This is a genomic window from Streptomyces odontotermitis (genome assembly GCF_050510915.1).
Classification (GTDB): Bacteria; Actinomycetota; Actinomycetes; order Streptomycetales; family Streptomycetaceae; genus Streptomyces.
Genome location: NZ_JBNJLS010000011.1, coordinates 264,454 through 284,710 on the forward strand (window position 1 = coordinate 264,454; position 20,257 = coordinate 284,710).

16 protein-coding genes are annotated in these 20,257 nt (G+C 70.5%); 8 read left to right on the forward strand and 8 right to left on the reverse strand.

The window, feature by feature from the left end; translation table 11 throughout:
- Positions 1-94 precede the first annotated feature (94 nt).
- Positions 95-541, forward strand: coding sequence for an Rv3235 family protein (locus ACQB60_RS28480; RefSeq protein WP_384838894.1), 447 nt, complete (start codon positions 95-97; stop codon positions 539-541).
- Positions 542-645: 104 nt separating this feature from the next.
- Here the strand turns inward: ACQB60_RS28480 and secA are convergent, their stop codons facing one another.
- The gene (gene secA / locus ACQB60_RS28485; RefSeq protein ID WP_496928935.1) at positions 646-3,483 is read right to left on the reverse strand and encodes a preprotein translocase subunit SecA; all 2,838 of its coding nucleotides are present in this window, start codon (positions 3,481-3,483) and stop codon (positions 646-648) included.
- Between the two features lie 229 nt (positions 3,484-3,712).
- Between secA and ACQB60_RS28490 the strand changes: the two genes are divergently transcribed.
- Positions 3,713-4,285, forward strand: coding sequence for a GNAT family N-acetyltransferase (locus ACQB60_RS28490; RefSeq protein ID WP_496928936.1), 573 nt, complete (start codon positions 3,713-3,715; stop codon positions 4,283-4,285).
- 30 nt (positions 4,286-4,315) lie between these two features.
- Entirely contained in the window at positions 4,316-5,503 is a 1,188-nt protein-coding gene (locus tag ACQB60_RS28495; RefSeq protein WP_496928937.1) for a winged helix-turn-helix domain-containing protein, read from the forward strand.
- A 41-nt stretch (positions 5,504-5,544) separates the two neighbouring features.
- Here ACQB60_RS28495 and ACQB60_RS28500 read toward each other — a convergent pair whose 3' ends face one another.
- The 7 genes from ACQB60_RS28500 to mtnA form a co-directional block, all read right to left on the reverse strand.
- Positions 5,545-6,288 carry a response regulator gene (locus ACQB60_RS28500; RefSeq protein ID WP_384838882.1) on the reverse strand — a complete coding sequence of 248 codons (744 nt, stop codon included), beginning with the start codon at positions 6,286-6,288 and terminating at the stop codon, positions 5,545-5,547.
- Between the two features lie 193 nt (positions 6,289-6,481).
- Positions 6,482-7,174 carry a ribosome hibernation-promoting factor, HPF/YfiA family gene (gene hpf / locus ACQB60_RS28505; protein WP_384838879.1) on the reverse strand — a complete coding sequence of 231 codons (693 nt, stop codon included), beginning with the start codon at positions 7,172-7,174 and terminating at the stop codon, positions 6,482-6,484.
- A 314-nt stretch (positions 7,175-7,488) separates the two neighbouring features.
- Entirely contained in the window at positions 7,489-8,442 is a 954-nt protein-coding gene (locus ACQB60_RS28510; RefSeq protein WP_496928938.1) for a ComF family protein, read from the reverse strand.
- Between the two features lie 243 nt (positions 8,443-8,685).
- Positions 8,686-10,536 carry an LpqB family beta-propeller domain-containing protein gene (locus tag ACQB60_RS28515; protein WP_496928939.1) on the reverse strand — a complete coding sequence of 617 codons (1,851 nt, stop codon included), beginning with the start codon at positions 10,534-10,536 and terminating at the stop codon, positions 8,686-8,688.
- Positions 10,526-12,649, reverse strand: coding sequence for an MtrAB system histidine kinase MtrB (gene mtrB / locus ACQB60_RS28520; RefSeq protein WP_496928940.1), 2,124 nt, complete (start codon positions 12,647-12,649; stop codon positions 10,526-10,528). The genes ACQB60_RS28515 and mtrB overlap by 11 nt, the downstream gene beginning before the upstream one ends.
- 1 nt (position 12,650) lies before the next feature.
- Complete coding sequence (mtrA, locus tag ACQB60_RS28525; protein WP_189176211.1) at positions 12,651-13,340, reverse strand: two-component system response regulator MtrA; 690 nt, start codon at positions 13,338-13,340, stop codon at positions 12,651-12,653.
- Between the two features lie 4 nt (positions 13,341-13,344).
- A complete protein-coding gene (gene mtnA / locus ACQB60_RS28530) occupies positions 13,345-14,493 on the reverse strand; it encodes an S-methyl-5-thioribose-1-phosphate isomerase (RefSeq protein WP_496928941.1) in 1,149 nt (382 codons plus the stop codon).
- Positions 14,494-14,636: 143 nt separating this feature from the next.
- Here mtnA and ACQB60_RS28535 point away from each other — a divergent pair, with 143 nt between their 5' ends.
- Genes ACQB60_RS28535 through ACQB60_RS28555 form a run of 5 tightly spaced genes read left to right on the forward strand, consistent with a single transcriptional unit; the run spans position 14,637 to position 20,199 of the window.
- Positions 14,637-15,956: a DUF7847 domain-containing protein gene (locus ACQB60_RS28535; protein WP_496928942.1), complete on the forward strand. Its 1,320-nt coding sequence runs from the start codon at positions 14,637-14,639 to the stop codon at positions 15,954-15,956.
- 4 nt (positions 15,957-15,960) lie between these two features.
- Positions 15,961-16,671, forward strand: a complete 711-nt coding sequence (locus ACQB60_RS28540) for a DUF4129 domain-containing protein (RefSeq protein WP_496928943.1) — start codon at positions 15,961-15,963, stop codon at positions 16,669-16,671.
- Complete coding sequence (locus ACQB60_RS28545; protein WP_496928944.1) at positions 16,668-17,900, forward strand: DUF4350 domain-containing protein; 1,233 nt, start codon at positions 16,668-16,670, stop codon at positions 17,898-17,900. Before ACQB60_RS28540 ends, ACQB60_RS28545 begins: the two co-directional genes overlap by 4 nt.
- Complete coding sequence (locus ACQB60_RS28550) at positions 17,900-18,889, forward strand: AAA family ATPase (protein WP_496928945.1); 990 nt, start codon at positions 17,900-17,902, stop codon at positions 18,887-18,889. Before ACQB60_RS28545 ends, ACQB60_RS28550 begins: the two co-directional genes overlap by 1 nt.
- Entirely contained in the window at positions 18,889-20,199 is a 1,311-nt protein-coding gene (locus ACQB60_RS28555; protein WP_496928946.1) for a DUF58 domain-containing protein, read from the forward strand. The genes ACQB60_RS28550 and ACQB60_RS28555 overlap by 1 nt, the downstream gene beginning before the upstream one ends.
- Positions 20,200-20,257 lie beyond the last annotated feature (58 nt).

Below are 20,257 nucleotides of genomic sequence, written 5' to 3' on the forward strand. Positions count from 1 at the left end.
ACCCCCGTACAAGATCTTCCGACGGAAGTTACCTCCCGGTACCCGAGATGGGGGCCGGACGTCCGAGCGGAGGCGATGCAGCGTGCGCAAGGTGATGACCAGGCCGAGGTCACGACCGGGCACCCGGCCCCCCGGCGCCCGGCCGGGCACGGGTCGGCCGCCGGGCCGCCAGGACACCCGCCACCCCGGCGGCCGCCCCCTGCGCACCCCGCCCCGGCCCCCACAGCCCCCACCGCACCCCACCGAGCTGTTCACGGACCGGCTGCTGCTCGTCCTCAGCGGACAGCGCCCGATGCACTGGGTGGCCCGCCACATCGCGCACACCGCCTACGACGACCTGGCCGAGCTCGCGGAACGCCGCCCGCTGAACGTGAACGGCCACGCCCCCGCCGTCCACCGCATCGGCCACTACCAGCCGCAGCCCGGCGTGTACGAGGTCTTCGCCCGCATCGGCGCGGGCACCAGCCTGCGCGCCCTCGCCTTCCGCCTCCACCTGGGCGCCGACCAGAGGTGGAAGTGCACCGCCGTCCAGACCGGCTGAGGCAAGGAAGCGCCCCGGCACGGCGAAGGGCCGGGCGCTCAACAGCGCCCGGCCCTCAGCCGGTTCGGGCCCCGCCCTCTCGGAGCGGGCGCCCTCACCTCATGTCACTTCTTGCGGCGACGGCCGCCCTTCTGGGCCTTACGGCGCTCCGCGCGCGTGAGGCCGTCCGCCTCGGAACGGACGCTCCCGTCCGGCTCCGTGGCGAAGTCGCCCTCGTCCACGCCGCCTTCGGCGTTCGGCGCCTGGAAGTGGAGCTGAGCCGGGCGCTGCGGGGCCTCCAGGCCCTTCGCACGGATCTCCGGACGCCCGGCGCCGGCGGGAACCGCGTCCTGCGCGCCGTCCTTGTCCAGCGAGGGCTGCGCGGCGTCCTCGACCGGCACCTCCTCGACCTGCTGCTCGACCTGGACCTCCAGGTTGAACAGGTAGCCGACCGACTCCTCCTTGATGCCCTCCATCATGGCGTTGAACATGTCGAAGCCCTCGCGCTGGTACTCGACCAGCGGGTCCTTCTGCGCCATCGCCCGCAGGCCGATGCCCTCCTGGAGATAGTCCATCTCGTAGAGGTGCTCACGCCACTTGCGGTCCAGGACCGACAGGACCACGCGCCGCTCCAGCTCACGCATGATCTCGGAGCCGAGCTGCTCCTCACGCGCGTCGTACTGCTGGTGGATGTCGTCCTTCACGGACTCGGAGATGAACTCGGCGGTCAGACCCTGACGGTCGCCCGCCGCGTCCTCCAGCTCCTCGATGGTGACCTTCACCGGGTAGAGCTGCTTGAAGGCGCCCCACAGCCGGTCCAGGTCCCACTCCTCGGCGAAGCCCTCGGCGGTCTCCGCCGAGATGTACGCGTCGATCGTGTCGTCCATGAAGTGCTGGATCTGCTCCTGCAGGTCCTCGCCCTCCAGGACGCGGCGGCGCTCGCCGTAGATGACCTCGCGCTGGCGGTTGAGGACCTCGTCGTACTTGAGGACGTTCTTCCGGGTCTCGAAGTTCTGCTGCTCGACCTGGGACTGCGCGGAGGCGATCGCGCGGGTCACCATCTTGTTCTCGATCGGCACGTCGTCCGGGACGTTCGCCATCGCCATGACGCGCTCGACCATCTGGGCCTTGAACAGGCGCATCAGGTCGTCACCGAGCGACAGGTAGAAGCGGGACTCGCCGGGGTCGCCCTGACGGCCGGAACGACCGCGCAGCTGGTTGTCGATACGGCGCGACTCGTGCCGCTCCGTGCCCAGCACATAGAGCCCGCCGAGGTCCTTGACCTCCTCGAACTCCGCCTTCACGGCCTTCTCGGCCTTCTCCAGGGCGGCGGGCAGCGCGGCGGCCCACTCCTCGATGTGCTCCTCGGGGTCGAGGCCGCGCTGGCGCAGCTCCGCCTCGGCGAGGTCGTCGGGGTTACCGCCGAGCTTGATGTCCGTGCCTCGTCCGGCCATGTTCGTGGCGACGGTGACGGCGCCCTTGCGGCCGGCCTGGGCGACGATCGTCGCCTCACGGTCGTGCTGCTTGGCGTTGAGCACCTCGTGCTGGACGCCGCGCTTGGAGAGCTGCTGCGAGAGGTACTCGGACTTCTCGACCGAGGTGGTGCCGACCAGGATCGGCTGGCCCTTCTCGTGCTTCTCGGCGATGTCGTCGACGACCGCCGCGAACTTCGCGACCTCGGTGCGGTAGATCAGGTCCGACTGGTCGGCGCGGACCATCGGCCTGTTGGTCGGGATCGGCACGACGCCGAGCTTGTAGATCTGGTGGAACTCGGCGGCCTCGGTCATGGCCGTACCCGTCATGCCGGACAGGCCGCTGGCGTAACCCTCACGCTTGTAGAGGCGGAAGAAGTTCTGCAGGGTGATCGTCGCGAGCGTCTGGTTCTCGTCCTTGATGTCCACCCCTTCCTTCGCCTCGATCGCCTGGTGCATGCCCTCGTTGTAGCGACGGCCCGCGAGGATACGGCCGGTGTGCTCGTCGACGATCATGACTTCGCCGTCGATGACGACGTAGTCCTTGTCCTTCTTGAAGAGTTCCTTGGCCTTGATGGCGTTGTTCAGGTAACCCACGAGCGGGGTGTTCACCGACTCGTAGAGGTTGTCGATGCCCAGCCAGTCCTCGACCTTGGAGACACCGGACTCGTGGATGCCGACGGTGCGCTTCTTCTCGTCGACCTCGTAGTCCCCGGTCTCCTCGATGCCCTTGAGGGGCTCGCCCGCCTCGCCCTTGGTCAGGCGCGTCACCAGCTTGGCGAAGTCGCCGTACCACTTGGTGGCCTGGTCGGCGGGACCGGAGATGATCAGCGGCGTACGGGCCTCGTCCACGAGGATCGAGTCGACCTCGTCGACGATCGCGAAGTTGTGGCCGCGCTGGACGAGCTCGTCCTTCGACCACGCCATGTTGTCGCGCAGGTAATCGAAGCCGAACTCGTTGTTCGTGCCGTACGTGATGTCGCAGTTGTACTGCTCGCGGCGCTGCGCCGGCGTCATGTTGGCCAGGATGCAACCGACCGTCAGGCCAAGGAACTTGTGGACGCGGCCCATCATCTCGGAGTCGCGCTCGGCCAAGTAGTCGTTGACCGTGATCAGGTGCACACCCTTGCCCGACAGGGCGTTCAGGTACGCGGGCAGCGTGCCGACGAGGGTCTTGCCCTCACCGGTCTTCATCTCGGCGACATAGCCGAGGTGCAGGGCGGCTCCGCCCATCATCTGGACGTCGTAGTGCCGCTGGCCGAGGACGCGCTTGGCGGCCTCACGGACCGTGGCGAACGCCTCGGGGAGCAGGTCGTCGAGGGACTCGCCGTCGGCGTACCGCTCCTTGTACTCATCGGTCAGGGCACGCAGCTCGGCGTCGGAGAGGCTGACGAAGTCCTCTTCGATGGACTTGACCTGGTCCGCGATGCGGTGCAGCTTGCGCAGGATCTTGCCTTCGCCTGCACGCATGATCTTCGAGAGGACGGACACGGGGGTTGGTCTCCTTGCCGGTCGGGCCTGGCACGGTCGGTTTACTCGTAGGGCAACGGCCATCGTAAGCGAGGACCCGGCCGCGCCGGGAGGTCTGCCATGACGTCAACGGACGGGGAGCGCCGAAGGTGCCGGATCCGACCACGAAAAGTGATGACCTCCTCACAGAGACCTCACAGACATCCAAAAATCATGGCGCCCCCGGGCACCGTCCACGCAGAATCAGCCGATGGAGCCCGTCACCCTGACCACTGAACGCCTGTCGCTGCGCGCCGTCACCCCCGAGGACACCGACGAGGTGTACGCCGCGTGCCAGGACCCGGAAATCCAGCGCTGGACCACCATCCCCTCCCCGTACTCCCTCACGGACGCGGAAATCTTCACCGGCCGCATCGCACCGGAGGGCTGGCGCGACGACACCGAGTACGTCTTCTCCGTACGCCCGCACGAAGGCGGCCCCCTCGTCGCCGCGGCCAGCCTGCACCACCCGCGCGCGGGCAGCTGGGAAGTGGGCTTCTGGACGGCCAAGGAACACCGCGGCCGCGGCTACATGACGGAAACCGTCCTCGGCCTCGCCCGCTGGGCCTTCACCGACCTCTCCTGCACCCGTCTGGAATGGCGTGCGGAAGTCGGCAACACGGGCTCGCGCGGCGTCATCGAGAAGGCGGGCTTCCGCGTCGAGGGCGTGCTCCGGGCCGGCCTGTTCAACAAGGGCACACTCCGCGACTGCTGGGTCGGCGCCCTGCTGCCCGCAGACGTCGGCATCGTCTCCCGCCTGCCGTATCTGCCGCCCCGTGCCTGATTGTCAGTGCCTCCGCCTAAGGTTCCCGACATGACGATCCTGCCGCCCGTCACCACGCTCTCCGCCGACGAGGCCCGCCGCATCGCGCTGCGCGCCCAGGGCTTCCTCGGCGCCCCGGACCGCAGGGCGGGCGTGCGGGGTGTGCTCCGGCACCTCGGCGCCGTCCAGCTCGACACGATCTCCGTGCTCGCCCGCTCCCACGAGCTCATTCCGTACGCGCGCCTGGGCGCCGTCGGCCGCGACAGGATCGAATCGGCGTACTGGAGCACCCCGTCCGACAGCGCGTCACCGGCACGACCCCACGCCTTCGAGTACTGGTCGCACGCCGCGTGCATCCTGCCCATCGAGGAGTGGCCCCACTTCGCCTTCCGCCGCCGCGCCTACCGTGACCGCCCGCACTGGCACCACCACCTGCCCGACGGCGCGTACGACGCCGTGATCAAGCAGCTCCACGCCGAAGGCCCCCTCACCGCCACGGAGTTGGGCGGCGCGAAGAACAAGGGCGAGTGGTGGGACTGGTCGGACTCGAAGGTCGCCGTCGAGCGGGCGCTGATGTACGGGGAGGTGGTGTGCACCGAGCGGCGCAGCTGGAAGCGGGTGTACGACCTCGCCGAACGTGCCATCCCCGACGACCTGTTCCACGACGACCTGGAGGACGCCGAGTGCCTGCGCCGCCTGGTGCGCCTGGCGGGGCAGTCGCTGGGCGTCGGCACGCGCGCGGACATCGCCGACTACCACCGCCTCAAGGGCGAACAGTTCGACCAGGTGGTCGCGGACTCGGGCCTGGTGCCCGTCACCGTGGAGGGCTGGTCCAAGCCCGCCTGGGCCGATCCAGCGGCCCTGGAGAGCGCCCCGCGCGGGCGGCACCGCACGACCCTCCTGTCGCCCTTCGACTCCCTCATCTGGGAGCGGGCCCGCACGGAGCGGATCTTCGGCTTCACCCACCGCCTGGAGGCATACGTCCCCAAGCCGAAGCGGGTGCACGGCTACTTCGCGATGCCGCTGCTCTCCGGCGGCCGCCTCATGGGCCGCGTCGACCCCGCGCGCGAGGGCCGCACCCTGGTCGCCAAGCAGGTGTCGCTGCACTCCCCGAAGGCCGTCGAGCCGATGGCCCAGGCCCTGGTCGAGGCGGCGCAGTGGGTCGGCTGCGACTCCGTGCGCGTGGAGCGCATGGACCAGCCGGAACTGGCGGGCCCGCTGGTCAAAGCCATCGGCTAGCCGACCGGCAGGGCCGCGCGACCGACAGACGGGGCCCCCGACTAGCGGATCTCGAGGATCTTCTCCCGCATCGCGTAGACCACGGCCTCCATCCTGGAGTGCAGCTGCAGCTTCTCCAGGATGTTGCGCACATGGTTCTTCACGGTGTTCTCGGAGATGAACAACTCCTTCGCGATGTCACGGTTGTTCATCCCCGTGGCCACCAGCTTCAGGACCTCCAGCTCACGGTCGGTGAGCCGCGGCGCGGGCACGAGTCTGCGCTCGTCGGTGCGCTGGATCATCGACTTGAACTCCGTGAGCAGCTTGGACGCCATGGACGGGCTGATCTGCGACTGCCCGTCGGCCACCGCGCGGATCGCCGTGGCCACCTCGTCGGTGGAGATCTCCTTCAGGAGATAGCCCGTGGCGCCCGCCTTGATCGCGTCGTAGAGGTCCGCCTCCTCGTCGCTGATCGTCAGCATGATGATCTTGGCGCTCGGGGCCACTTCCTTGATGGACGTGCACGCCTCGATGCCGCCCCGCTTGGGCATGCGTACATCCATCAGCACGATGTCCGGCAGCAGGTCGGCCGCCTTGTCCACCGCCTCGGCGCCGTCCCCGGCCTCCCCCACCACCTGGATGTCCTCCTCGGCGGCGAGGACGATCTCGAGGCCCCGGCGGAAGAGCGCATGGTCGTCCACCACAAGAACCCTGATGGGCTCCTTGCGCGGGACGCCCGCATCCGTGCCGATGCCGATGCCGTCGTCGGCATCACCGTCGCGCATCGGACCGAAGCTGTCCGCCATCGTTCCTCCCCCTGAAGGCCATGGCCTGTCTTGCCTTGGCTGCGCCAACCCGACGCAGCAGCACACCGGTTGGACCGGAGCGCCCATGATTTCATGCCGGGCGACAGAGCGCTGCTCGCAGTGGTCGCACGTTGGTGCCCCTGGGGGCGCACATACGCTCCAGGGGCACCAAATCAGCCGTCACCGGGGCCCGTCAGCCGCCGAGCGCTCCACCGCCGCCCGCCGACTCGGCCTGGGCGACCATGGGGTCGGTGTTGAGGCGAATGACGCCGTAGTCGTAGGCGTGGCGCCGGTAGACGACGCTGGGCTCCTTCGACTCGGAGTCGACGAACAAGTAGAAGTCGTGCCCGACCAGCTCCATCTCGTAGAGCGCCTGGTCGAGCGTCATCGGAGCGGCTACGTGGGTCTTCTCCCGGACCACGAGCGGGCCTTCGCCCTGGATCTCGAGCGATCCGATCCTGGTGGTGGGAATCGCGTCCGCGGCCTCTTCTGCGGCCGTCTCGCCCTCTTGGTTGAGCGAGGCCACACCGGGCACCACGTCCACGACTTCGGCCGCGGAGAGGCGGCCGTTGCCACGGCGCGTGCGGCGCTTGTCGTGCTGCTTGCGCAGCCGGGCGTCGAGCTTGGCCGTGGCGAGGTCCAACGCCGCGTACGGATCGGCAGCCGATGCCTCCGCGCGGATCACGGGCCCCCGGGTGCGGACAGTGATCTCCACACGGTCGGAACGGTCGGCCTGACGCGGGTTGGCTTCCTTGGACACCTCGACGTCCAGGCTGATCACCTTGCCGTCGAGCTTCTGGATCTTCTCCAGGTTCAGCTTCTCGGCCACGTGCTTGCGGAACCGCTCGGGCACCTCGGTCTTGCGGCCCTTGACGACGATGTCCACGCAGAACTCCGTTCCCGGATCGCCCCGCTCCTGTGGCGGAGCATCTCCCTTTTGCACCAGACTCCGGTGAATCCCGGAGCCTCGGACTCGGTGACTTCCACCTCCTCCTCCCCCGTGGGCAAGATCTCCACCCCACCGGTCCGGGTGATTGCAGAAAACCCAAAGACCGGCATTCCGATATGCGAGGGACAGCGTCCGCCATTCCTCACAACCGAACATATCTCGCCCGGGCGGATGTCGTCACCCTCTACTGCCGCGTACCTCCATTCGGATGACTGAACCCACTCACTACCTGCAACGACGCAAGTTCTCTATCAGTTCCGGTTTATTTCGAAGGATTCCGGTGAAGCGGCGACAACGGCCGCGCCGACCACGTTCACGGACCCCCTATCCCCGCTATCCCCGCCCGCCGACAGGGCCTCCTCGGCGCCCTCTTCCCTGGTACGCCGCGTGGTTCCCGCACCTCTCCCCACACGCCTTTCCGCACGTACGGAAAACATGCCCACGGCACCTACCGCCCGCGCGGCCTCGGCCAGCGAAGCCCCCGTCGTCATGAGATCGTCCACGATGACGACCTGGGCACCCGGCTCCGCACCAGACCTATGACAGGAACGGGCACCGGGAGCGGCACTGGCACTGGCACTGGCACTGGCACTGGCACTGGCACTGGCCAACAGCCTGGCCCCACCCGCCGAAACCTCCAACGCACCGCTGAGATTGGCCAGCCGCTGCCGTGCGTCGAGCCCCGACTGATCGGCCACGACGCGACGTTGACGCAGCACAGCCAGCACCCGGGCCCGCACCCCGCATCGCCGCAGCTCCCCCGCGGCAGCCAGCGCGATCCGCCGAGCCGGGTCATGTCCCCGAGCTCTCACGGCACTTGGGGCGGAGGGGACCGGGACGAGGAGGAGGGAAGAAGCCGATCCGACGGTGAAGGTTCCGGCGGGGCCCTCTCCCCCCACCCCACCCCCCGCCTCCGCCACGCTCGCCCGCACTGCCCCCGCCAGCGCTACTCCCAGCGGTCCCGCGAGCCCCAGCACACCCCTCTCCTTGTGTGCGAGCAGCACTGCTCGCACCGCGTCCTCGTACGGGGCTGCCGCGTGCACCACGGGCAGCCCCGGCGGCATCGGTATTGGTCGCACCCGGCGCGGTGCGGCTCCGTACAGGGAGGCACGGCACTCCTCACAGAGCGTCGTCCGGGGCCTCCCGCAGCCTCCGCACTCGGCCGGCAGCACCAGATCGGTGAGGTCCTGCCACCAGCCCCGCATGTCCACCACTGTGCCAAGAGGTGAGCCGTGCGGCCAGCCCTGTGGATAACCCCTGTGCACAACTCCTGTACCCCACACGGGTGTTGTGACAAGCCGCTCGACAGCGGACACCGGCGCGGGGCGGGTACCAGTACCCGCCCCGCACACCACGCCTCAGCCGCTCAGCCGCCCAACGGGCTCAGCCGACGCGACCGTTCACCGTCTCAACCGATCGACCCTGCCGCCCCCCGCCGACCCCGCCGACTACCCGGGATAGACCGGCGACTTGCCCTTCTCAACCACCGTCTGCCACTGCGCCCCCGTCGGCAGCCGCACGATCCCGTCGTCCGAGTGCGCGAGCAGCGGCTGCCGGTCGTCCTCGGACGCGGCGATCTCGTCGACGCCGGTGAGCCCGGGCAGGTTCGAGGTCGTCGGCGCCGAGCCGTCGCACTGGACGTAGCGCATCTGCTGCACCCCGCCGTACTCACGCCCGACCACCACGAGCCTGCTGCCGCCGGCCCAGGACATCGCGGTGACCTCTTCCATCTGCGGTGCCGCCTGCCGCAGTCCGTCGACCAGGATGTCGGGCTTGTCGCCGTCGCCGCCCTGCCGCTCGATGCGGCCGATCTTCAGGGACGTCTTGCCGTCCTTCCGCACGATCAGGGCGATGCGCACACCGTCGGCCGCTACCCGTACCGCCTCGATACGCCCGTCGAGGTCCGGGGTCCTGACATCCACCGGTTCGCCCGCGCCCTGGGAGAGCCAGAGGAGCCGGGAGTCCTCCCCGTCGCGGTCGGCCACCCACAGATCACCTCTGCCGTCCCAACTGGGGGTAGACAGACGGTCCTCCTCCGACTTTGCCTTGCTGTGCACCTCCGCCTTGCCGAGCTCACCGCCGGAGACCAGCGACCCCATGTAGAGCGACTTGCCGTCCAGCGACACCCCGGCCGCGCGCTCCTCGTCCCGCGACACCGCGGCCGAGCGCAGCGGCTGCTCACCGCTGCCCAGCGGTCCGGACACCGGGGAGGGGTCGGCACCGCGGCGCGCGTTGGCCGACATCCGTACCAGCCGGCGCTTGTCGTCGATGAAGTACTGGTAGTCGGGGTGGTCGGCACTGCGGTACGACGCGACGCTCTCGGCCTGGTCCTCGCTCAGCACGCACAGCTGGGAGCCGTTGGACCGCTGCAGCTCCACGCTCTTCACGCCCGACGACGTCAAGTCCTGGAGGGTGAACAGGAGTTGCGCGGCCATCTTCCGGCACAGACCGAGGCCGACCGGGTCGGCGCGCTCGTTCAGCGGCACGACCAGCTTGCCCTGGTCGTCGGGGGCCAGCGTCTTGGTCCCCTCCTTGAGCTGCGTCCGCGTCGGGAAACGCGTCTCCACCACCGGGCGGAGCCACGTGGTGGGCCCGTCGAGGAGCGACTTCACCGTCTGGGTCACCGGGTCTATGCGCTGGCGCACGTAGACCGGGTCGGCGACGAGCCCTTCCGGGGCACCCGCGCCGGACGAACTCGAGGCGAAGTAGAACTTGTTGACCGACTGATAGGTGCGCTGAAAGTCGGACTCACCCAGCACGACACCCTGCGGCAGGGTGTTGATGCGCCACTCGCTGCCGTTCGCCCCCTTCACCTGGACGAGGTGGATGTTTTCCCCGTACGGCTGCCCTTGGGGCCGATACGCGTGCTGCCCGTCCACCTGCGCCACCTCGGTGCCGCTCAGCGGGTAGTTGCGGCCGCCCTCCCGGTCGTTGGACGCCTTCGCCGGGTCCGCGTTGGGGCCGTCGGCGAGCACGGTGGTGGACACGTCGGGGTTCCAGCGCTTCGACGCGCTCTTGGTCAGGTACTTGCGCGCGATCTCGAACCCCGGATCGTCACTGGTCAGCGCCTCCAGGAAGCCCTGCACGATCTGGAGCGGCCCGGCGCCCTCGGGCGGCGGCATCGCGTAGACGCGGACCTGCGACTGGGAGTCCGGCCGCTGGGAGGCGTTGACCGGGTTGAGGTTGCCGCTGTCGGGCATGGAAGCGCAGCCCGCGAGGAGCACGGCGCAGACGCCGAGCAGCGCCCCGGTACGCAGCAGGGGTCGACGACGGCCGCGCCGTCGCAGGTCAGCGGTCACGTGTCGACTCCCCGTCCGGGTGCGGTCGAGCTTCTCCGGCGCCGTCGCGCGCCGGTCCCGTCGACTCCCCACGCCGCCCCTCCGCTGCGTCGTCCTGTGCGTCTTCCTGTACGGGTCCCTGGCCCGGGGCCCGCGTCTCATGGGCTCTGCGGGGGACGACCCGCGCGCCGTTGCCGGGCAGGGCCGTCGGGTCCGCCGCCGCCGTCTGCGCGAGCCGCGGTGCGACCGGTGCCCGCGCCGGTACGGACGGTGGCATGCGCTCCGCGGACGCCTGGGCCGGGACCGTGGCGAGCTTGGCGCCGCCTCCGGTGGGCAGCCCGGCGTCGTTCAGGCCGCGGTGGCGCCTGGAGTCGTCGGGTTCCAGCGGTATCGGCGACCCGCGCAGCGCCTCGTCGGCCGTACGCGGCAGGGTGAGCCGGAACTGCGAGCCGCCGCCCGGCTCGCCCCACGCCTGCAGCCAGCCGCCGTGCAACCGCGCGTCCTCCAGGGCGATGGAGAGGCCGAGGCCCGTGCCACCGGTGGTACGCGCGCGTGCCGGATCGGCCCGCCAGAAACGGCTGAACACCCGGGTCGCCTCGCCGGGCTTGAGCCCCACCCCGTAGTCCCGCACGGCGACCGCGACCGCGCCGCCCGCCGCCGCGAGCCGCACCATGACGTCCTTGCCCTCGCCGTGCTCCACGGCGTTGACCACCAGGTTGCGCAGGACCCGCTCCACGCGGCGGGCGTCGGCCTCGGCGACCACGGGCTGCTGGTCGCCGACGATCCGGATGTGGGTGCCCTTGCGCTCGGCCAGCGGTTCCGCGCCGCCGACGACCCGTCGTACGACCTCCCGCAGGTCTATCGGCTCGGCCTCCAGGGCGGCCGCGCCCGCGTCGAAGCGGCTGATCTCCAGGAGGTCGGCGAGCAGCGACTCGAAGCGGTCCAGCTGGTCGGCGAGCAGCTCCGCGGAGCGCGCCGTCACCGGGTCGAAGTCCACGCGCGCCTCATGGATGACGTCGGCCGCCATCCGCACCGTGGTCAGCGGCGTGCGCAACTCGTGCGACACGTCGGACACGAAGCGCCGCTGCATCCGCGACAGATCCTCCAACTGCTGGATCTTCAGCTGGAGGTTCTGCGCCATCTTGTTGAACGCCTCACCGAGGCGCGCGATGTCGTCCTCTCCGGTGACCTTCATGCGTTCCTGGAGCCGCCCGGCGGACAGCCGCTCGGCGATCCCTGCGGCCATCCGTACGGGCGTGACGACCTGGCGCACGACGAGCCAGGCAATGGCGCCGAGGAGCACCACGACGAACAGTCCGGCCGTCGCGAGGGTCCCTCTGACGAGCTTGAGCGACTCCTCCTCCTGGGTCAGCGGGAAGAGGTAGTAGAGCTGGTACGGATCTCCGTTGAGGTCACTCAGGCGCTTGCCGATGACGAGGCCGGGCTGGGACTCCTTGCCCTCGCGGTACACGATCCGCGTGTTGCTCTGGTACGCCCCCGTACCCTCGTCGACGCGGCGGCGCAGCTCCTCGGGCACGCTCAGGATCGGCTCCACGCCGCCCGAGGCACGCGGCCCGCGGACACTCCCTGAGCCCCCTGTGGAGGCGGGGCTGAGCGTCACCACGGCGAAGGCGTTCTGACCACCGCTGGCCAGCTGCTCGACCAGGTCGGACATCCAGACGGCAGCGTTCTGCCCGGTGCGCCCGTCGGCCGTGCTGTTCCCGCCGTCCCGCGCAGCGCCCTGCCGCGCGGAGTTGGCGGTGTCCTGAGCAGCCCGGAAACCACCGTCGGCCTGGCTCTGCGACGCCTTCACCTTGGCCTTGAGCAGGCCGTTGTTCACGGAGCTCATGACGGCGAAGCCCAGCATCAGCACGACGCCGAGCGACATCAGCAGCGTGGTCACGACGACCTTCAGCTGAATGTTGCGTCGCCACAGCCGCAGGGCGGGCAGGAGCGGCCGCCGCACCCAGCGCACGAACAGGCGCACGACGGGGCTGCCCTGCATCCCGCCCTGGAGCAGCAGCCCGCCGTCCACGATCCGGCTGAACCCGGCAGAACGCCGGGACGGCCGTACAGTCCGCCCCGGGCGGCCTCCGGAATCCCCGGGCCCCGCAGGGGAACTGTCCCGGGACATGTCAGCTCGGTCCGGCCTTGTAGCCAACGCCGCGGACCGTCACCACGATCTCCGGCCGCTCCGGATCCCGCTCGACCTTGGAGCGCAGCCGCTGCACATGCACGTTGACCAGGCGGGTGTCTGCCGCGTGCCGGTAGCCCCACACCTGCTCGAGGAGGACCTCGCGGGTGAAGACCTGCCACGGCTTGCGTGCCAGCGCCACCAGCAGGTCGAACTCCAGCGGTGTCAGCGCGATCGACTGCCCGTCCCGCTTCACGGAGTGCCCGGCCACGTCGATGACCAGGTCACCGATGGCGAGCTGCTCCGGCGCAGGCTCCTCGGACCGACGCAGGCGTGCCCGGATCCGGGCCACCAGCTCCTTCGGCTTGAACGGCTTCACGATGTAGTCGTCGGCCCCCGACTCGAGGCCGACGACGACATCGACGGTGTCGCTCTTCGCGGTCAGCATGACGATCGGCACGCCGGACTCCGCCCTGATCAGGCGGCACACCTCGATGCCGTCCCGACCGGGCAGCATCAGATCGAGCAGCACCAGATCCGGCTTGGCTTCCCGGAAAGCAGCAAGCGCCTTGTCGCCATCAGCTACGAACGACGGCTCAAAACCTTCACCACGCAGCACAATCCCGAGCATCTCGGCCAGTGCGGTGTCGTCGTCGACGACAAGGACTCGTCCCTTCATGCCTGACATCATCCCATTAGCTAATCGTTACCTGGCGTGACCTGGCACACAGCTCGGCAAGGCCCTCTGTTGTCACGGGCGAAACAACGCCCTGTTCGGTGACGATCGCCGTCACCAGTTCGGGCGGCGTCACATCGAAGGCGGGGTTGTACGCCTGCGTCCCCAGGGGTGCCACCGGTATGCCGCCTCCCGCTTCCGTCCCGGCCACCGGCGCCTGGGGTGCTGTGACCTCCGTCACCTCATGTCCGGCCCGCTGCTCGACCTCGATGCACGCGCCGTCCGGGGTGTCCGGATCCACGGTCGTCACCGGCGCCACCACGATGAACGGCACGTGGTGGTACCGGGCGAGGACCGCGAGCGGATAGCTCCCCACCTTGTTGGCCACCGAACCGTCGGCCGCGATGCGATCCGCGCCGATCAGCACGGCATCCACCTCACCCGCCGCGAACAGCGACCCCGCCGCATTGTCCGTCAGCAGCGTGTACGCCATGCCGCTGCGCGCCGCCTCGTACGCGGTGAGGCGCGCTCCCTGCAGCAACGGCCGCGTCTCGTCGACCCACAGCCTGCGCAGCCGCCCCTCCCGGTGCGCGGCGAGCGCCACCGCGAAGGCCGTGCCCTCACCGCCGGAGACCAGCGCCCCCGTATTGCAGTGCGTGAGGACCCGGTGGCCGCCACCGGGCAGCAGCTCGTCGAGCAGCGTCAGACCGTGCACCGCCATGCGGGCACTGGCCTGGGCATCCTCGTCGTGCAGCGCCCTCGCCTCACGGAGCACCGCCGCCGCGGCCCGCTCGTCATCGGCACCGCCCGCGCACGCGCTGCGATAGGCCGCGAGAGCGCGGTCCACTCCGTACGCGAGGTTGACGGCGGTGGGCCGCGCCGCGGCCAGTGCCGCCGCGGCCTCGTCCACGTCGTAGCCCCGAGCCGCGGCCAGCGCGACTCCGTATGCCCCGGCGATGCCGAGGAGCGGAGCGCCCCGCACGGCAAGGGTGCGGATCGCCTCGACCAGGGCCGGAGCATCGGTACACACCAACTCGGTCTCTTCGGCCGGCAGCCTGGTCTGGTCGAGGAGAACCAGTACGGGGCCCTCCGGTGGTTCGTCCCAACGGATCGCGGGGATCTCCGACGGCCGTACGTCCTCGCTGAATTGCACGCCCTGATCAGCCATCCGCCCAGTCTGCCCCGTACCTGACGGACAATTGAAGGTGTGCAGCCCATACGGTGCCCGGTCCCGCGCCGGGCACAGCGTGACACGATGGCTGCCAACCTGCCGCCGCACCTGCGGACGGGCGGCACTGTGAAGGAGCGACGATGAACGACACTCCGGGCTGGGCCTCGCCCGGATCTGCACCCTCCGACGGCCAGGACTCCGGCACCCCGGAGCCGACCGAGCCCGCGGACCAGGAGACCGGTCCGGGTTCGAAGTGGTCCAAGGAGCAGCCGCCGCCCGCCCAGTGGTCCGCCCCCAGCGCGCCCGCCCCCGGCCAGGCCCCGCCTCCGCCGCCCGCTCCGACGAGCGGTCAGGGCTGGGGCGGCGGGCAGTCCGGTGGCCCGGGCGGCCCCGGAGGTCCGGCCGGTCCCGGCGGCCCCTACCGCGGCTGGGGTGCCTGGCAGGGCCCGCCGCCCGCCGCCAAGCCCGGTGTCATCCCGCTCCGACCCCTCGGCGTCGGCGAGATCCTCGACGGCGCGGTGTCGACGATGCGCGCGCACTGGCGCACGGTGCTCGGCATCTCCCTGACCGTCGCCGTGGTCACGGAGATCATCGTCATCCTGCTGCAGGGCCTCGTCCTCGACGACAGCGGCAGCACCGACGCCCTGAACGACCCGAGCGCCACCGCCGGCGAACTGTCCCGGGCGCTGGGCGACACCATGCTGAACTCCGGCGTGGTCTTCCTCGTCGCCCTGCTCGGCACGATCGTGGCGACCGCCCTGCTGACGATGGTCACCAGCCGTGCCGTGCTCGGTAAGTCCGTCACCACCTCCGAGGCATGGCAGGACTCCCGGCCTCAGCTGCTCAGGCTGTTCGGCCTGACGCTCCTCCTCCCGCTCATCGGTGTGGGAATCCTGGCCATCGGCACGCTCCCCGGCGGGCTGATCGCACTCGCCGGATCCACCGAAGCCGGTCTCGGCCTCGCCTCGCTGGGGCTGCTGGGCGCCGCGGTCGTCGCCGTCTGGCTGCTGATCCGCTTCTCGCTCGCCTCGCCCGCGCTGATGCTGGAGAAGCAGGGCGTGAAGAAGTCGATGATCCGCTCCGCCAAGCTGGTCCGCGGCTCCTGGTGGCGGGTCTTCGGCATCCAGCTGCTCGCCGGGGTCATCGCGAACATCGTCGCGTCGATCATCGTCATCCCCTTCACCCTCATCGCGGGCGCAGTGAGCGGGGAGGGCGTGACCGGCTTCCTCAACAGCGGCACGAGCGACCTCGGGTGGACCTTCCTGATCATCAGCGGAATCGGTTCGGTGATCGGCTCCACGCTCACCTTCCCGATCACCGCCGGGGTCACGGTGCTCCTCTACATCGACCAGCGCATCCGCCGCGAGGCACTCGACCTCGAACTCGCCCGCGCCGCCGACACCACCGGCACCACCGGCCAGGCAAACGGCTCCGGCGCCTCCGACACCCCAGGGAGCTGATGCGGTGACCGCGGCGGGGGCAGTTCTCAGGGCGGCACAGGCATCGCTGCTGCCCCGCACCGGTGACGAGCCGCCCGTGACGATCCCGCGCGACCCCGCGCGGGAGGCGGCCGAACGCGAGCTGTCCAAGCCGCGATACCACCAGGACGACCCCAGCCTCCTCCAACGCGCCCTCGACCGCTTCTGGGACTGGGTCGGCGACCTGTTCAACGCGGCCTCCCAGGCCACCCCGGGCGGCGGACTCGGCCTCCTGGTCATCGTCGTCGCCGTGATCCTGCTCGTCGTGGCCCTCTGGTGGCGCCTCGGCACCCCACAACGCACCCCGGCGATGTCCGCCGCACTCTTCGACGACCGCCCCCGCAGCGCCGCCGAGCACCGCGCGGCCGCCGAGGCACATGCCGCCCAAGGCCACTGGAACCAGGCCGTGCAGGAACGCATGCGGGCCATCGTCCGTGCCCTGGAAGAGCGCGCCCTGCTCGACCCCCGCCCCGGCCGCACGGCCGACGAGGCAGCAGCCGAAGCAAGCCGCACCCTGCCCGCCCATGCAAGCCAACTGCACGCCGCGGCCAGAGAGTTCGACGACGTGACATACGGCGGCCGCACCACCGACCGACCGGCGTACCTCCGCCTCACCGAACTCGACCACGACCTGGACCGCACCAAGCCGACACTCGCCGACACCAGCGCGGCCCACAGCAACGGACCCGCCGTATGACCGGCGCTCCCGCCCCGCGCACCGAGCCGCCCGCGACGGCCCCGCAGCCGTCCACCACCACCTCCACCGCGGCCTCGCCCCGCCAGGTGTGGACCCGCACCCGCGGCATCCTCCTCGCGCTGGTCATCCTCCTCGCAGCCGGTATCGCCATCGCCGCCGTCCGCTCCGGCGCCCAGCACGGCCGCCTCGACCCGCGCTCCGCCGACCCCTACGGCAGCCTCGCCGTCGCCGAACTCCTCGCCGACCGAGGAGTCTCGACCCGCGTGGTCACCACCACCGAAGAGGCCCGGACCGCCACGGGCCCCGACACCACTCTCCTGGTGACCAACCCCGACCTGCTCACCAAGCACCAGCGGTCCCAACTCCACGACGCCACTCAGGACTCCGGAGGCCGCACGGTCCTCCTGTCCCCCGGCCCCTCGTCCGTCGGCACCCTCGCCCCCGGAGTCACCGCGGACGCCACGCCCAGCATCGACTCGAAGCTCTCCCCCAGCTGCTCCCTCCCCGAGGCCCGCCGCGCGGGCACCGCGGACGTGGGCGGCATCCGCTACGACACCCTCGCCCCGGAGGCCGACGCCTGCTACCTCAGCGACGGCCTGCCCAGCCTGCTGCGCCTCCCCGACTCCGACGGACCAGGCGACACCGTTGTCCTCGGCGCCCCCGACATCCTCTTCAACAACCGCCTCGACAAGCACGGCAACGCCTCGCTCGCCCTGCAACTCCTCGGTTCCCGACCCCACTTGGTCTGGTACCTCCCCTCGCTCTCCGATGACGCCGCGGACAACTCCGACGACCGCCGCGGCTTCTTCGACCTGATCCCCTCCGGCTGGCTCTGGGGCACACTCCAACTCACCATCGCCGCCGCACTCGCCGCCCTGTGGCGGGCCCGCCGCCTCGGCCCCCTGGTCCCCGAACGGCTCCCCGTCGCCGTACGCGCCTCCGAAACCGTCGAAGGCCGTGCCCGCCTCTACCGCAAGGCCGACGCCCGCGACCGCGCGGCCACGACACTGCGCTCGGCCACCCGCACCCGTCTCGCCCCCCTCATCGGTGTCTCCCCCACCCAGGCACACACGCCCGAGACCCTGATCCCCGCCCTGACCTCCCGACTCCCCAGCCCCGGCCAGGACTTGCACGCCCTCCTCTTCGGGCCCCCGCCCGGCAACGACGCAGCACTCATCTCCCTTGCCGACCAACTCGACGCCCTCGAGAGAGAGGTACGCCACTCATGATGGACCCGACCACTGACAACGCCGGGCCCACCGGAGACCCCCGCGACAGCCGGGCCGCACTCGAGGCCCTGCGCACCGAGATCTCCAAGGCAGTGGTCGGCCAGGACCCCGCCGTCACCGGACTCGTCGTCGCCCTGCTCTGCCGGGGCCACGTCCTACTAGAAGGAGTCCCCGGGGTAGCAAAAACGTTGCTCGTCCGCGCGCTCGCGGCCAGCCTCGAACTCGACACCAAGCGCGTCCAGTTCACGCCCGACCTCATGCCCAGCGACGTCACGGGCTCCCTCGTCTACGACGCCCACACCACCAAGTTCTCTTTCCAGCCCGGCCCGGTCTTCACCAACCTCCTCCTCGCCGACGAGATCAACCGCACCCCGCCCAAGACCCAGTCCTCCCTCCTCGAAGCCATGGAGGAACGCCAGGTCACCGTCGACGGCACCCCCCGCCCGCTCCCCGAGCCCTTCCTCGTCGCCGCCACCCAGAACCCCGTCGAATACGAGGGCACCTACCCCCTGCCGGAAGCCCAACTGGACCGCTTCCTCCTGAAACTCACCGTCCCCCTCCCGTCCCGACAGGACGAGATCGACGTCCTCACCCGGCACGCCCACGGCTTCAACCCACGCGACCTGCGCGCCGCCGGCGTCCACCCCGTAGCGGGCCCCGCCGACCTCGAAGCCGCCCGCACCGCCGTGGCAAAGACGGCGGTCTCCCCCGAAATCACCGCCTACGTGGTCGACATCTGCCGCGCCACCCGCGAATCCCCGTCACTGACACTCGGCGTTTCCCCACGAGGCGCCACGGCGCTCCTGTCCACGGCACGCGCCTGGGCCTGGCTGACCGGCCGCGACTACGTCATTCCGGACGATGTGAAGGCCCTGGCCCTGCCGACGCTCCGCCACCGCATCCAACTCCGGCCCGAGGCCGAGATGGAGGGGGTCACCGCCGACTCCGTGATCAACGCGATCCTCACCCACGTCCCGGTCCCCCGCTGATGGCGCTCACCGGCCGCACCGCGCTCCTCGCCGCCCTGGGCTCACTCCCCATCGGCATCCTGGAGCCCAGCTGGACAGGCATCCTCGCCGTCAACGCCCCCCTGGCTCTCGCCTGCGCCTGCGACTTCGCCCTGGCCGCACCCGTACGCCGTCTGAGCCTGACCCGCTCAGGCGACACCTCCGTACGCCTCGACGAATCCGCCGACATCCAGCTCACCGTCACCAACCCGTCACGCCGCCGGCTCCGCGCCCAGCTGCGCGACGCCTGGCCCCCCAGCAGCTGGCAGCCCGGCACCGAAGTCACGGCATCCCGCCACGCATTGGCGATCCCCGCAGGCGAGCGCCGTCGACTCACCACACGCCTGCGCCCCACCCGCCGCGGTGACCACCAGGCCGACCGCGTCACCATCCGTTCCTTCGGCCCCCTCGGCCTCTACGCCCGCCAAGGCAGCCACCGAGTCCCCTGGACCTTGCGCGTCCTACCGCGCTTCGCGAGCCGCAAGCACCTGCCGTCCAAGCTGGCCCGCCTCCGCGAACTCGACGGCCGCACCAGCGTGTTGACCCGCGGCCAGGGCACCGAGTTCGACAGCCTCCGCGACTACGTGCCAGGCGACGACACGCGCTCCATCGACTGGCGCGCCACCGCCCGCCAGTCCGCGGTGGCCGTCCGCACCTGGCGGCCCGAACGCGATCGCCACATCTTGCTGGTCCTGGACACCGGCCGCACTTCCGCGGGCCGCGTGGACGACGCCCCTCGCCTCGACGCCGCGATGGACGCCGCTCTGCTCCTCGCCGCCCTGGCCACCCGTGCAGGCGATCGCGTCGATCTCCTCGCATACGACCGTCGTGTACGCGCCCTGGTCCAAGGCCGCACTGCCGGCGACGTCCTGCCTTCCCTCGTGAACGCGCTGGCCACCATCGAGCCCGAACTCGTCGAGACGGACGCCCGGGGCCTGACCGCCACGGCCCTCCGCACGGCCCCCCGCAGCTCACTGATCGTCCTCATCACCAGCCTCGAAGCAGCCCCCGTCGAAGAGGGTCTCCTCCCCGTGCTGTCCCAACTGACCACGCGAAACAAGGTCTTGGTCGCTTCGGTCGCCGATCCTCATATCGAGCGCATGGCAACGTCCAGAGGAAGCATCGATGCGGTGTACGACGCGGCAGCGGCCGCTCAGGCCCAGTCAGAGCGCCGCCGCACAGCGGAACAACTCATGCGCCACGGGGTCACGATCGTGGACGCCACTCCATCCGAGCTGCCCCCAGCTTTGGCGGACGCCTACTTGTCCCTGAAGGCAGCGGGCCGCCTCTGACCAGGCGGCCCTTCACGGGCCCAAAACGCAAGAAAGCCGTATTCCCAGACCTTGGTCT